This window comes from Pradoshia sp. TA40_28 (assembly GCF_059694525.1).
On the sequence record NZ_JCATZO010000011.1, the window covers coordinates 24,719 to 37,755 of the forward strand.

Below are 13,037 nucleotides of genomic sequence, written 5' to 3' on the forward strand. Positions count from 1 at the left end.
ATTCTGCGTGCATGAAAGCAAGGAAGAAGTAGAACACCCTGTTATTATACGAAAAATTTTGAGTTGAAATTGCTGGACTATTGATCAGAACTTCATTTTGTGAATGATATGCATAGGAGTTGTACTTTTTTTACATAATAAGAAAAATCAGCAACTATAGGAGGATTCTTTATGAAAAAAAGAAGTATAGCGGTACTATTGGTATTCCTATGTATGTTTAGTTCGCAGGTTCATGCGGAATTGGGACCTAAGGAAAAGGACTATTATGATAATTATAGAAGTATTTTGCAAGTGATGAAGGAAGGCATGTCGATGGCACCTAGAACAGGAGACCCAACGCTTGATTTCTTAAATGAAATGATTCCTCATCATGAAGCCGCTGTTTCCATGTCAGAGAATTTATTAAAGTATGAAGGTGCCAATGATCAGGTGAAAAGACTGGCCGATACTATTATTAGGGAACAGTTGAATGGGATAAGAAAAATGGAAGAGTTGGAAAATAAACTTAAAGCGAATCCCATCCTGAATAAGCAGGCAGAGGCATCTTATTTACAGGCATATAATAAAATTTATAATACGATGATGACAAAAATGGAGGGAGCCAAACAAACAGGTAATATCAATAGAGACTTCCTGACTGAAATGATCCCACATCATGAGGCTGCCATTCAAATGGGCGAGAATATATTAAAATACACTCAAAATCCCGAATTAAAGACACACGTTCAAAATATGATTGCTACTCAACAAAAGCAAGTTGCAGAAATGAATAGCCTTTTAAAAACCGTTCAATGAGCATAAGAAAGGTGACGTGATTTGGTTCACGTCACCTTTTTTATGTTTAAACAACCTATTAATCGTTATTACGTGCTTCTCCGCCTTTTTTACCAATTTCACGGTAAAAATCTTTATCATGATTATCGGAAGTAGCTTCTCCGCCTTTTTGTCCGATTTCTTGGTAGAATTCTTTATCGTGGTTTTCAGAAGTAGCTTCTCCACCTTTTTGTCCAATTTCTTGGTAGAATTCTTTATCATGATTTTCAGAAGTAGCTTCTCCGCCTTTTTGTCCAATTTCTTGGTAGAACTCTTTATCGTGGTTTTCAGAAGTAGCTTCTCCGCCTTTTTTGCCGATTTCTTGGAAGAATTCTTTATCTTGTTTTTTAGATGTAGCTTCTCCACCTTTACGTCCTGCTTCTTCTCTAGACATTTTGTCAGCCATAATAAATCGCTCCTTTGCGTTTGTTTTTATTGTTTTATTGTTTTATTGTTTTGCTGTTACACTCTTTATATTTCCAACCTAGATATAGAAAAAACCCCCAAATGAAGGCTTTAATGTAAGTGTAATGGGTTTGTAAAAAATTATAAAAAAACAAAAAATATAGCCAGAATTGGGAAATCCTTGAAATGTTGATAGATTCAAGGATGCGAGTTGATTCTAGCAAATTTATAAAGTCTATTATTTTTAAACTTAAATTTTGGTTACAGTTTCATAAAAAATTTTTAGTTTGTCGAAAAGGAGTTTAAAAGTATATCAGATCGATTTGTACGAATGATAGGGTGAATTTAGTATAATTCCCTTCCTTTATTAAACAGAAATTGCATTTAATTGATCGGGATATTGATATAATGAATAATTAAGAATAGAAAAGAGAGGGATAAATGGGATGCTGAGGAAATTTTTTGCGTATTATAAACCGCATAAGCGGCTGTTTTTAATCGACTTTAGCAGTGCTATCATTGTTGCGTTGCTAGAGTTGGCTTTTCCAATGGCAGTTCAGTGGTTTATTGATGAATTGTTGCCAACAGGAAATTGGAGCATGGTTGTTACGGTCAGCATTTTATTATTGGCTGTTTATGTATTGAGTACATTCCTGCAATTCGTTGTAAACTATTTAGGGCATAAGCTTGGAATAAATATTGAAACGGACATGAGACAGGAGCTCTTTAATCATGTTCAGCGTCAATCATTCCGATTCTTTGATAACACGAAAACCGGCCATATTATGAGTCGTGTGACAAATGATTTATTTGATATCGGGGAATTTGCCCACCATGGACCTGAGGATTTCTTTATCGCCATTATGACCTTCTGTGGAGCCTTCGCCATCATGTTTAATATAAATCCTACCTTAGCCATCGTGGCGGTTATTATGATTCCATTTTTGATATGGCTGGTGACCTTCAGTAATATGAAGATGAATATAGCATGGAAAAACATGTACAGCCGTATTGCTGATGTTAATGCCCGAGTGGAAGACAGTGTAGCTGGGGTACGAGTTGTTCAATCCTTTACAAATGAAGCGTATGAAATGGATCGTTTTGAGCTAAATAATGGTTTATTTCGATCAGCTAAACTTATGGCATACAAGGTGATGTCGTGGACACATTCTTCTATATTTATGATGACAAGAATTCTGACCTTGTTGGTTCTGATTGTAGGAGCCTGGCTCAGCTTCAATGGCACATTGTCATATGGGGAACTGGTTAGTTTTGTTTTATATACAAATGTTTTAATTAAACCAATTGATAAGATCAGTGCATTGCTTGAGCTTTATCCAAAAGGAATGGCAGGCTTTAAACGTTTTCGTGAGCTTATTGAACAGGAAACGGATATACAGGATAAAGATAATGCAATAGCGGTAACTGGCTTAAAAGGTAATATCACCTTTAATCATGTTGATTTTAGCTATGATGAATCGAAGCCGGTTTTACAGAATGTTACGCTCCATCTTAAAGCAGGGGAGACCACCGCATTTGTTGGTCCATCCGGAGCCGGAAAAACCACGATATGTTCACTCATTCCACGCTTTTATGATGTGGACGCTGGTTCCATTGAAATAGATGGAATAGACATTCGAGAGATGACAACCGACTCACTTCGTAAACATATTGGGATTGTGCAACAGGATGTCTTTTTATTTACAGGGACCATACGTGAGAACATTGCTTATGGTAAACTCGATGCTTCATTGGAGGAAATTAAAGAAGCGGCTCGAAAAGCTCATCTGGAAAAAATGATTGAACAGCTGCCAGATGGATACAATACACAGATTGGCGAGCGGGGACTTAAGCTATCCGGAGGGCAGAAACAAAGACTTGCAATCGCACGTATGTTTTTGAAAAATCCGCCAATCCTCATTTTAGATGAGGCCACATCTGCCTTAGATACGGAAACGGAAAGGATCATTCAGCAATCGTTAAACGAACTGGCTGCGAACCGTACTACGTTAGTCATTGCTCATCGTTTGGCAACCATTCGTAATGCAGACCGCCTAATTGTTGTTACCGAAGAGGGTATTGCAGAGGATGGATCTTATGAAGAATTACTGAACCAAGATGGGATATTTGCAAACTTGCATCGAATACAATTTGGAAAAGACCGAGGATGATGATTGTCCTCGGTTTTATTTAGTTTCTACTATTATAAAGTGATAATTAGAGAGTTTGCGTTCACTAGACTAGTGTCCAATAAACAATCAGTTTATAAAATCAAAAACAGCCTGGACGTGTCTATGCGTCCAGGCTGTTTAAACTTAATCTATTAAATGGCTTCCTGTTGTTGTTGTTCAACAGGAGGGTTAAATGCTTTTTCTGATTTGGCGATTACAATCGATGCAAGAGCATTACCCAATACATTTACAACAGTTCTGCCCATATCAAGGATACGGTCGATACCTGCGATAAAGGCTAACCCTTCAACTGGAATACCAACTGTGCCGAGGGTAGCTAATAAGACGACGAAGGAAACTCCCGGTACACCGGCTATTCCTTTAGAAGTAATCATTAGTACAAGCATTAGAGTCACTTGCTCCATGATAGATAAATCGATGTTATACATCTGGGCAATAAACAATGCGGCCAAGGCTTGGTATAGAGTAGATCCATCCAGGTTAAATGAATATCCTGTTGGAATAACAAAGGTAGCAATATGTTTCGGGCAACCCTCTTTTTCCATCTTGTCCATAATTCTAGGTAAAACAGCTTCAGAACTTGCTGTAGAAAAAGCGAGAATCAGTTCTGCTTTCAACACCTTGAACAATCGGAAGATACTGTATCCGACTGCTTTGGCAATTAATCCTAAAACGACAACGACAAAGAACGCCATTGTTCCAAATACGGTAATAACTAGTTTTCCTAATGGAATAAGAGATTCTAACCCGAATTTTGAAATCGTTACACCAATTAAGCCAAATACACCAATTGGTGCAAATTTCATAATGAGATTAGTTATATAAAACATAATTTGGGCAACACCGTCAAAAAAGTTATAAACAGGCTTTGCTTTGTCACCGACAGCTGCAACACCCAGTCCAAAAAGGACAGAGAAGAAGATGATGGCCAGCATATCTGTTGTGACAAATGCTTCGAATGGATTTGCTGGAACAATATGAACGATCATATCAATAATAGATTGGTCTTCCTTGGCTTCAGCCGATCCTACATAGCTGGAAATATCCGTTTGCTCAAGTTTTTCCATATTAATGCCCTTACCAGGTTGAAAAATATTGGCGGATACTAGGCCTACGATGATGGCAATCATAGTTACACAGACAAAGTATAATAGCGATTTACCACCGAGTTTTCCGACTGCTTTTATGTCTCCAACACCTGCAATCGCAACAATAATACTAGAGATGATGATCGGTACGACAATCATTTTAATTAAATTGAGAAAAATATCTCCAAGAGGCTGTAAGTAGGTTTGTGCAGTTTCATTCTGATAAAAAATTGCACCAACAAAGATTCCTAATACTAAGCCGATTAAAATTTGAGTAGCTAATGAAAATTTAAATTTAGAAGTTTTCATATTCTAGCTCCCTTCTTTTGATGTTTTTAGGATATAAACTGCTTCAGGTTAGATCTTGCTTTCTATCTATCTATTTATCTTCGAAGAGGAGATTGAATAGTTAAGAGATTGAATAGAAATTTAGAGCAAGAAAAATAGGCAATTAGCTAAGAGGACTAACTAAGTTCCTATAAACAGAATGAACAAAACAATAGAGGTACGACGGAGAGACAAATTTAGCAGTTAAGGATTTTATTGGTACGGTTGGTACAATAAACACATTTTAACACAAATGTTCAGAAAAGAGGAAATTTGAGCAACTAGGTATATAAGTAGGATAGATGGAGTGGAATATCTGACAGGAAAGTACAAGGGTAATTGGTGACTTAAGCACATGTTAGAACTGGTATTTAAAGATAAGAGTAGCCTTATCGTATGAATCTTTTCTGCCTGATTAGAGTTACTAAAAGAGAGATCCTCTAAACCTCTTTATCCATACAAACCGAATAGATGGTAAACCGACTCGATACTCTGAGGATGGATCATTGTTAAGCTGGTGCAAAAATTAATCATTTGAGTACATAACCTAAATTTATTCAGGACTTAGGGCACATTTTTTTTCAAAGTTGTTTAATTTTAGGAGTAGATGGTATGGAGATGTAAAAGGAGGGAACTGACTATGTTAAAGAAGACCGGGATTTGCATCGTAATGCTTATGACTCTTTTATTGGTTGCCTGTAATAAAGAAGAATCCGATCAAACTACAAATGATACAAAGAATAGTGGGTCGGATAAGGTAGAGAGTAAAGTAATAGATCTTTATAATACTAAGAAAGAGAAGATTGGAACTGCAGAGCTGAATGAGGTAGCAAAGGGAGTGGTGGTAGAATTGAAAGCAGATGGTCTGCCGCCAGGACTTCACGGCTTCCATTTTCATGAAAAAGGTGTATGTGAGGCTCCTAGTTTTGAGTCGGCGGGCGCGCATTTTAATCCAACTGATGCAAAGCATGGGGCAGAGCATGAGGAAGGTCCGCATGCAGGAGACCTCCCTAATATTGAGGTAGATAAAGAAGGAAGCGTTAATGTGACGGTAAATGCAGAAGATGTGTCCTTATCTGATAATGACGATGTATCTTTAGTTGATTCTGATGGAACAGCATTAGTTATTCATGAAAATCCCGATGATGGAAAAACGCAGCCAACAGGGGATGCCGGTGATCGGATCGCATGTGGAGTCATTAAGTGAGGATTTTATAGAAAGAATATCTCCCAAAAAAGGAATAGAAGGGTGGGGCTGAATCATACTTGGTTCAGCTTTCTTTTTGGCTATACATACTCGTGTACTAACTCATATTAGGCAAGGAAATTGAGATTAGACAAGGATTCTCCCTTGAATTATAGTTAATAGTGTACATAAATATTGGGTGTTGGAGGGATTTCATCAATGGCAGAACCTCTTTTTTTAAAGCCTGTTTTTCAGGAAAGAATCTGGGGCGGGACAGAGCTTAAAACAAAATTCGAATATGATATTCCATCTGAACATACAGGTGAATGCTGGGCGATATCCGGTCATATAAATGGACCATCTGTTATTGAAAATGGGCCATATGCAGGCAAAACTTTAATCGAATTATGGAATGAAGAACGTCATTTATTTGGGAATATGGAGGGCAATGTATTCCCACTCCTAACAAAAATTTTGGATGCAAATGCCGATCTATCCGTGCAGGTCCATCCGAATGATGAATATGCAAATATTCATGAAAACGGTGAACTGGGCAAAACGGAATGTTGGTATATCATAGATTGTAAGGAAGGCGCAGAAATGATATATGGCCACACCGCACAATCCAAAGAAGAATTTACGTCCATGATTGAAAAGGGCGAATGGAATCGTTTGTTACGACGTGTAGCCATCAAACCGGGAGATTTCTTCTATGTTCCAAGTGGTACGGTCCATGCTTTGTGTGAAGGAACACTTGTGCTTGAAACGCAGCAAAGCTCTGATACAACATATCGTGTTTATGACTATGACCGTCTAGATCAAAATGGGCAAAAAAGAGAGCTTCACATTGAAAAATCAATAGATGTGAGTATGGTGCCACATAAAGATGCTGAGGTGCAAATATCCAAAATAGTTAAATCTGGTGCAGAATTGACTACATTTGTGGAAACGGAATTCTTCTCCGTTTATAAATGGACTATCCATGCTAAAACTTCATTCCAACAGGATCAGCCTTTTATGCTTCTAAGTGTCATTGAGGGAGAAGGTATCCTTAAGACAACAGAGGATAATTATGCGCTAGAAAAAGGTACTCATTTTATTCTTCCATCTGGTACGGGAAGTTTTGAACTTGATGGGAATCTTTCTTTAATCGTGTCCCATCCATAATAAACAAGCGTAAGGGGAAACTTCCTCTTACGCTTTCATTTTATCAGCGAACCGTTTTGTTATCTGTTGAGGACGTGTAATAGCACCGCCAACTACGACAGAATGGGCACCCGCTTCAAGACAGCGTCGGGCCATTTCCGGGGTTAAAATGTTTCCTTCTGCAATAACCGGGATTTTAACAGTAGAAACCAACTCCCGTAATAACTTGAAATCATCATCATGAACAAATTTCCCTTTTGAATATGGCGTGTAACCAACCAATGTGGTAGATATACAATCAAATCCAATTCGCTCTGCTTCAATTGCTTCGCCAATAGTGGATATGTCGGCCATGAGTAATTGATTAGGGAAGTGCAGACGGATGGATTGTACAAAAAATTCAAGTTCCACTTTCGACGGTCGCGGACGATATGTGGCATCCATCGCAATCATATCTGCTCCGGCAGATACAACTTCACTTACCTCTCGAAGTGTGGGGGTAATATAGATGGAAGAATCAGGATAATCACGCTTGACAATTCCTATTACAGGTAAGGGAACCTCCTCTTTAATAGCAACAATATCATCATGCGAGTTAGCCCGAATGCCAGCTGCGCCGCCCTCCATAGCTGCGAGCGCCATTTTACTCATAATCATTGGACTGTGGAGTGGCTCCTCTTCAAGAGCTTGGCATGAAACAATTAAACGATTTTTAATAGCTTGTAGCATGTTGTTAGTACCTCCTGCAATACATATACGAGTTTTCTATACTATTCTATTTTACAGCAGTTGAGCAATCATGTTTAGGATAATCAATCCAACGAGATTTGCGAATGAGTATTTATAGGGTTTAAAAAAGGAAAGAAATGGTGATTTGGTATGGGGAGTAGTCCTCATTATTGAGCCCTGTATTTTGTTGTATCTCTTTTCCTATTTCATATTATAAAACTGAACCCTCCCTATTTTCATACGATAGGATAAGGGGGGGCACTTATTATGAAAATTATTTAATTGGATTGACGAGTGTGAAGGCATCTTGATTTAATTCATCTTTATGGATGTGTTCCTCAGTTTTTTTGATAGAAGAACGGTCTGTCAGAACGTTTTGAATCCCCCTGAGCATGAGGTTTAGAGAGAATAAGCTTAGGACAAAACCAAGTGATGGACCGAGCACAATCCATTTATTGTACCGCAATTCTTGATAGGAGAGACCAATCATCCCTGACCACTCATGTGAAAGTGAAGTAGCAACATTATAGGGGTCACCTGGTGGACCAAGGTCTAGCATTTCATATCCGCCTATTACAAAAAGGAAAGCACCCAGCTGAACAAGCAGGACTAATGATTGAGCGATTTGCTGAAGGAGGATAACAATCATTCTTGGTCTTAAATGATGTGAAATATGTACCTTTACAATCCACCACTTCGTTCCTCCTAGTAGGCGGGAGGCATGAATAAATTCATTATTTAAGTAATAACGCAGTTCATTTCCAATGACAGAGGTTAACGGCAGGAAGGTTATGATGGACAGCATTAAACATTGCTTAAAGATTACATCAAATCCTTCCTCAGACACAAAAAACATCATCGCAATCAATATTGTTGGAATAAAACGAAATGCACGGGTTAAAGGTTCTATAGCCCAGCTGAAGCGTTGACGATACAGACCGTATAAAATGCCTGTACCTATCCCGAGGAACATTCGGAGAATCCCAATAAATGCCGCAATAAATAATGTGTATTTAGCTCCTTCAATCACGTTCCAAAATGTATCTTGACCTATTCTATCTACGCCCAAGGGATACTTCAGGCTTGGTGGGTAGGGTGGTTTATCAACAAGGACACCATCTTCATATACAAGTTCGGGCGGCGGCTCAAGATTTGGCTTAATCCATGCAGGATAGAGCAGGCTCGTTACAATCAGAATAAATAAAAATAGGAACCCAATTATAAAAGGCGGGCTCTTACGTAATTTGGTCATCATCCCTGCTCACCGCCCATTACACGATTAACAATCGTTTTTCCCCATACATCTAATAAATAGAAGGGTATAAATAAAAAAGTCAATCCAACGGCAATAAATTTAACATCCAGTCCGTTTAAGAAAGAAAATAGGCCATCCATATTAAATAAGCGCTCAAGAATAAGCAGGCTTGAAATCATAAACCAAAGCAAATAGTGCAAGTTCGAAATAATAGTGATGGTCGTATTACGAAGGATATGTTTAAAAAACACCTCTCTTTTGGATAATCCCTTAGCATAAGCATACTCCACATACAATTTTTGCTCCTCTTCACTGACTGATAAATCAATCATTTGGAACAGCAAAAAAATCGGTAAAATAGACAGAGCCAAAATAGGCAGAATGTAAACATGGTCTTCATCTAAAGCGATAGGGTCCAAAATGAGCATACCGGTTTTCTTGAAAAGCCAAATAGAAAATAATTGAATGGCAAAAATTATGATGACATCCGGGATGGATTGAATAAAGAATGCAAATTCGCGGAATATTTTCTGGAGAAATCGTGGTGAAAAGTAATGGAATAATTCCAATGTTAAAGCTGCGAGAAATGTTGCTAATAAAGTGCCTCCTAAAATAAGCAGGGAATACATAAACGGTTCTTTCAAACTGGTCCAGAATAGCGAAAATTTTGGCACAAGCTGGTACGCGCTAGATTCTATCATAATTTGTATCTGGTCGATAAAAAGAAAGGCTTCGTAAATATCTCTGGCTTGGTTCGTGAATGCCTTCCACCAGCTAATGGACGGCTCTGCATGATTCCATTCCCAAATAGAACTGAAAAAGAGGGTAATAAGGATGATTGAGAGAATAGTTAGAATGAAATCCAATAAATAGGCAGACAATCTTTTTAATTTTTTCATATGTATATTCACCTACTCCAACATACTTTCTAAATTAGTAAAGTCTGATTCCAAGTACCAGGACTGGTGTTGGACTTTACCTTCTGTTTCTTGGTCGAAGCTGTTAATGACTCCATACATAACAATGCCATTAATTGTTTTTTTGCCGTATGTATAGGATCTATATCCAGGACTGTCGTCTCTTATATGTTCTCCTAATTTACCATATACATTTTGTATAGATGACTTTTGCCTATTAGGCTCAAATAAAACTTCAAGTTTATATTGTTGATTAATCTTAGGCCGCTTAAACTCATACTTTATGAAGCCGCCATCGATAACTGCCGTAATTCCTTCCCAAGCTATTTTGTCACTGCCAATTTCTTTTAAGATAACACGGATCATAGATTCCTCAAGAAGAGTGCTGGAAAGTGATAATGTAACACTTCTATCACTGTATTCATGTACTTCTCCCATAATCATAATATCCTGTCTTAAATGGCCCCTGCATCCCATTAAGCTGTAAAGAAGAGCTAGTAAAAGAAAGCCTGTAAACCACTTTTTATACATCCAATCAATCATCTCCCTTTATGGCTGTTTATTGTTAATTTTATCCAATATGCAACCGGAGTGTAAATAAAATGTTTTGAATTTTTAGATTGGAATGGATTAAAAAACAGCTACCCATTCTAAAATAGAATCGATAGCTGTACTTTTTATCTATTTATATCGCTGATTCCAGATGCATGCTCATTGGGCAGATCCGGTAATTGGGGAACAGGGAACCCTTGCGGTGGTGGAGTAACCGACAATGTCCCGCCATTTCTGCTCGGTGTTTCTCCCTGGAAGACTTCAGCAATTCTGGTCGGGTCTAAGCGGAAGTTAAACTGAGCATTATGGAAGCCCATATCCACAAATTTCTTACATTCAGGATATTTATTGATATCATAATTTGGAACTGGGAAGATTTTACCCCAATCGACACCCAATGTTTCAAGAGCTTTAGCAAAAGCATTTTGATGGGCATTATCCCGGACAATTAAAAATCCGAGCGTCTCACGGAATGTCTGATTATTGCTCATTTCATAAATTCTTGTTTTCTGAAGGACACCGGTTGATTCAAGCATTAAATTATTCAGCAAATTGGCAATTAAGTTACCGTGGTCATAAACCCATGAACCATTCCATGGATTTCCGCCTGCATCAACTGGAAGAGATGCCTGGGCTCCCATAATATAATGATGTGGATTGGCGTGCTTGATTGCTTCATCAAGAGGCGCGCCATCTGCGCCACCGTTGCCAGGTTCTGAGGATAGACCGGAATCATTTAATAATTGATTGATGGTTTTTTGAACCAGTTCAACATGGCTGATTTCTTCTAAAAAGATGCCTTTGATGAGATCCTTATATTGAGTGGCCTTTCCTCTGAAATTATTACTTTGGAAGAAAAATTGCATCATTGTACGCATTTCTCCAAATTGTCCGCCCAAAGTCTCTTGTAATACTTTCGCTGCAGCCGGATCTGGCTTATCAGGTTTAATAATATTGATTAGCTCTTCTTTGTAATAATACATGTAGGCTTCTCTTCCTTTCGTATTTATTCAGTTGTTGTCACAACATGAAGAGGTGGGGGGATTAACCAGCCTTTCTCTTTGTTGATTTTCAGTAAGGCTGCTCCAAATTGAGCTTTTTTCATATGAAATTGACCAAACATTAAGCCGATATCTTCGCGGATACATTGTGCCATTGCCTGAGCGCATGCAGCCAATCCAGCTGCTATATCAGCTGATACAAGTCCAGCGACCTCTTGGTCTGTAAAACGTGCGCCAGGAGGAATATTTTCGATTTGGCTTTCTGGTTTTTCAGGCGGCGCTGGTGGAAGTGCAATACCGTTATGTTTCAGTAACTCCTGCAGTTGTTTTGCATCTGATCTGGCATTGGCAATCATGTCATCTAATAAGTCTCGTAAATCATGATCACCTGTATGGTTTTTCAAGGTTTGAAAGCCTGGAATCATAGCTTGTGCACCCATTAATTGCGTCCATACAGCAAATACTTCACCATAATGCATTGGTTCTTTTTGCGGATTTCCACTTAATATACCCATATCGTATAGTCGACTCCTTTATTAAAATTGATGAGCTCATTTGTTAATATGAACCAGTTAACTTCTATTTATACAAAAAAAGGCAACCAATTATTTGGTTGCCTTTTGTACTTATATATTAATGATGGTGTGCATGTCCTTCTTTTTGAGGGTTCGTAATTTCAAAACCTGGCTCAGGTAGATAAAAGTATTTGATCCATACTCCATCAAGGAAATCTTCGCGTCTATCGAGTAAAACATCGATATCCTTATCTGTTTTGACGATTTCATCATGCTCAGTCGGTGTGTCCAATTCAATATCATAGTGAGCATGATCGCCGTGCATATGGGTGATTACTACACGAATCATTTTTCCCTCGGCTTCCTCTGTACTAAGTAATTTTTTTAATTCTTTAGCGGCATTACGATTTATCTTACAATTCACAGCTATCCCCTCCAATAAAAATCTTTCTTTAAATAGTGTACCGCAAAAATTTTCATTATTAAAATGATGTGGTTATAATAGAACCATAAAACTAGATTTATGGTTCTATTGTGAGGAGGAAAACAACTGTGACATGGAAATTAAAAACGGATCAGAGAATGCGTTGTATATGTGAAGAAGGTAAACAACAGCTTCCAGCTGTTAATAATGAAGGGGTTTTACTGGATTTGGCCGAAATGTTTAAAGCGCTTGGCGATCCAACTCGGCTGGAGATACTGTCACTACTACTAATTGAGGAATTATGTATGTGTGAAATTGTCACAGCCCTTTCGCTTCCAAACTCTACTGTCAGCCATCATCTAAAAATCATGGAAAAGGGTGGAGTTATTAAAGGAAGAAGAGAAGGAAAATATACAATATATCGGTTGTGCGAAGAAAGAGTGGAGTCAATAATCACTTTTTTACGTAAGCAGTGAGAATAGGAGGG

General features: G+C 38.1%; 14 protein-coding genes. 5 read left to right on the forward strand and 9 right to left on the reverse strand.

What is annotated here, in order from left to right; all coding sequences use genetic code 11:
• Window positions 1–171: 171 nt before the first annotated feature.
• Entirely contained in the window at window positions 172–795 is a 624-nt protein-coding gene (locus AC58NB_RS14190) for a DUF305 domain-containing protein (protein ID WP_497427489.1), read from the forward strand.
• Window positions 796–853: 58 nt separating this feature from the next.
• On the opposite strand, the gene gsiB is transcribed toward AC58NB_RS14190, so the two are convergent.
• Window positions 854–1,219, reverse strand: a complete 366-nt coding sequence (gsiB, locus tag AC58NB_RS14195) for a glucose starvation-inducible protein GsiB (protein WP_497427490.1) — start codon at window positions 1,217–1,219, stop codon at window positions 854–856.
• Between the two features lie 445 nt (window positions 1,220–1,664).
• On the opposite strand from gsiB, the gene AC58NB_RS14200 reads away from it, so the two are divergent.
• Window positions 1,665–3,389 carry an ABC transporter ATP-binding protein gene (locus AC58NB_RS14200; protein ID WP_497427491.1) on the forward strand — a complete coding sequence of 575 codons (1,725 nt, stop codon included), beginning with the start codon at window positions 1,665–1,667 and terminating at the stop codon, window positions 3,387–3,389.
• 152 nt (window positions 3,390–3,541) lie between these two features.
• On the opposite strand, the gene AC58NB_RS14205 is transcribed toward AC58NB_RS14200, so the two are convergent.
• Window positions 3,542–4,807, reverse strand: a complete 1,266-nt coding sequence (locus AC58NB_RS14205) for a cation:dicarboxylate symporter family transporter (RefSeq protein ID WP_497427492.1) — start codon at window positions 4,805–4,807, stop codon at window positions 3,542–3,544.
• Between the two features lie 658 nt (window positions 4,808–5,465).
• On the opposite strand from AC58NB_RS14205, the gene AC58NB_RS14210 reads away from it, so the two are divergent.
• Complete coding sequence (locus tag AC58NB_RS14210) at window positions 5,466–6,032, forward strand: superoxide dismutase family protein (RefSeq protein ID WP_497427493.1); 567 nt, start codon at window positions 5,466–5,468, stop codon at window positions 6,030–6,032.
• 198 nt (window positions 6,033–6,230) lie between these two features.
• The gene (gene manA / locus AC58NB_RS14215) at window positions 6,231–7,178 is read left to right on the forward strand and encodes a mannose-6-phosphate isomerase, class I (protein WP_497427494.1); all 948 of its coding nucleotides are present in this window, start codon (window positions 6,231–6,233) and stop codon (window positions 7,176–7,178) included.
• Window positions 7,179–7,205: 27 nt separating this feature from the next.
• Here manA and AC58NB_RS14220 read toward each other — a convergent pair whose 3' ends face one another.
• The 7 genes from AC58NB_RS14220 to AC58NB_RS14250 all read right to left on the reverse strand — a co-directional run bounded on the left by AC58NB_RS14220 (window position 7,206) and on the right by AC58NB_RS14250 (window position 12,550).
• Window positions 7,206–7,886, reverse strand: coding sequence for an N-acetylmannosamine-6-phosphate 2-epimerase (locus AC58NB_RS14220; protein ID WP_497427495.1), 681 nt, complete (start codon window positions 7,884–7,886; stop codon window positions 7,206–7,208).
• 274 nt (window positions 7,887–8,160) lie between these two features.
• Complete coding sequence (locus AC58NB_RS14225) at window positions 8,161–9,141, reverse strand: ABC transporter permease (RefSeq protein WP_497427496.1); 981 nt, start codon at window positions 9,139–9,141, stop codon at window positions 8,161–8,163.
• Window positions 9,138–10,040: an ABC transporter permease subunit gene (locus AC58NB_RS14230; protein ID WP_497427497.1), complete on the reverse strand. Its 903-nt coding sequence runs from the start codon at window positions 10,038–10,040 to the stop codon at window positions 9,138–9,140. Before AC58NB_RS14230 ends, AC58NB_RS14225 begins: the two co-directional genes overlap by 4 nt.
• A 12-nt stretch (window positions 10,041–10,052) precedes the next feature.
• Window positions 10,053–10,589, reverse strand: a complete 537-nt coding sequence (locus AC58NB_RS14235) for a hypothetical protein (RefSeq protein WP_497427498.1) — start codon at window positions 10,587–10,589, stop codon at window positions 10,053–10,055.
• 146 nt (window positions 10,590–10,735) lie between these two features.
• Window positions 10,736–11,593, reverse strand: a complete 858-nt coding sequence (locus tag AC58NB_RS14240) for a manganese catalase family protein (protein ID WP_497427499.1) — start codon at window positions 11,591–11,593, stop codon at window positions 10,736–10,738.
• A gap of 23 nt (window positions 11,594–11,616) precedes the next feature.
• Entirely contained in the window at window positions 11,617–12,126 is a 510-nt protein-coding gene (locus AC58NB_RS14245; RefSeq protein WP_497427500.1) for a DUF3231 family protein, read from the reverse strand.
• A 118-nt stretch (window positions 12,127–12,244) separates the two neighbouring features.
• Complete coding sequence (locus AC58NB_RS14250; RefSeq protein ID WP_497427501.1) at window positions 12,245–12,550, reverse strand: iron-sulfur cluster assembly accessory protein; 306 nt, start codon at window positions 12,548–12,550, stop codon at window positions 12,245–12,247.
• A gap of 128 nt (window positions 12,551–12,678) precedes the next feature.
• Here AC58NB_RS14250 and AC58NB_RS14255 point away from each other — a divergent pair, with 128 nt between their 5' ends.
• The gene (locus tag AC58NB_RS14255; protein WP_497427502.1) at window positions 12,679–13,026 is read left to right on the forward strand and encodes an ArsR/SmtB family transcription factor; all 348 of its coding nucleotides are present in this window, start codon (window positions 12,679–12,681) and stop codon (window positions 13,024–13,026) included.
• Window positions 13,027–13,037: the final 11 nt, after the last annotated feature.

Excerpts from the sequence above, each read along its gene's own strand:
- AC58NB_RS14190 (WP_497427489.1), top strand. The coding sequence starts at position 172 with ATGAAAAAAAGAAGTATAGCGGTACTATTGGTATTCCTATGTATGTTT.
- gsiB (WP_497427490.1), bottom strand. The coding sequence starts at position 1,219 with ATGGCTGACAAAATGTCTAGAGAAGAAGCAGGACGTAAAGGTGGAGAA.
- AC58NB_RS14200 (WP_497427491.1), top strand. The coding sequence starts at position 1,665 with ATGCTGAGGAAATTTTTTGCGTATTATAAACCGCATAAGCGGCTGTTT.
- AC58NB_RS14205 (WP_497427492.1), bottom strand. The coding sequence starts at position 4,807 with ATGAAAACTTCTAAATTTAAATTTTCATTAGCTACTCAAATTTTAATC.
- AC58NB_RS14210 (WP_497427493.1), top strand. The coding sequence starts at position 5,466 with ATGTTAAAGAAGACCGGGATTTGCATCGTAATGCTTATGACTCTTTTA.
- manA (WP_497427494.1), top strand. The coding sequence starts at position 6,231 with ATGGCAGAACCTCTTTTTTTAAAGCCTGTTTTTCAGGAAAGAATCTGG.
- AC58NB_RS14220 (WP_497427495.1), bottom strand. The coding sequence starts at position 7,886 with ATGCTACAAGCTATTAAAAATCGTTTAATTGTTTCATGCCAAGCTCTT.
- AC58NB_RS14225 (WP_497427496.1), bottom strand. The coding sequence starts at position 9,141 with ATGATGACCAAATTACGTAAGAGCCCGCCTTTTATAATTGGGTTCCTA.
- AC58NB_RS14230 (WP_497427497.1), bottom strand. The coding sequence starts at position 10,040 with ATGAAAAAATTAAAAAGATTGTCTGCCTATTTATTGGATTTCATTCTA.
- AC58NB_RS14235 (WP_497427498.1), bottom strand. The coding sequence starts at position 10,589 with ATGTATAAAAAGTGGTTTACAGGCTTTCTTTTACTAGCTCTTCTTTAC.
- AC58NB_RS14240 (WP_497427499.1), bottom strand. The coding sequence starts at position 11,593 with ATGTATTATTACAAAGAAGAGCTAATCAATATTATTAAACCTGATAAG.
- AC58NB_RS14245 (WP_497427500.1), bottom strand. The coding sequence starts at position 12,126 with ATGGGTATATTAAGTGGAAATCCGCAAAAAGAACCAATGCATTATGGT.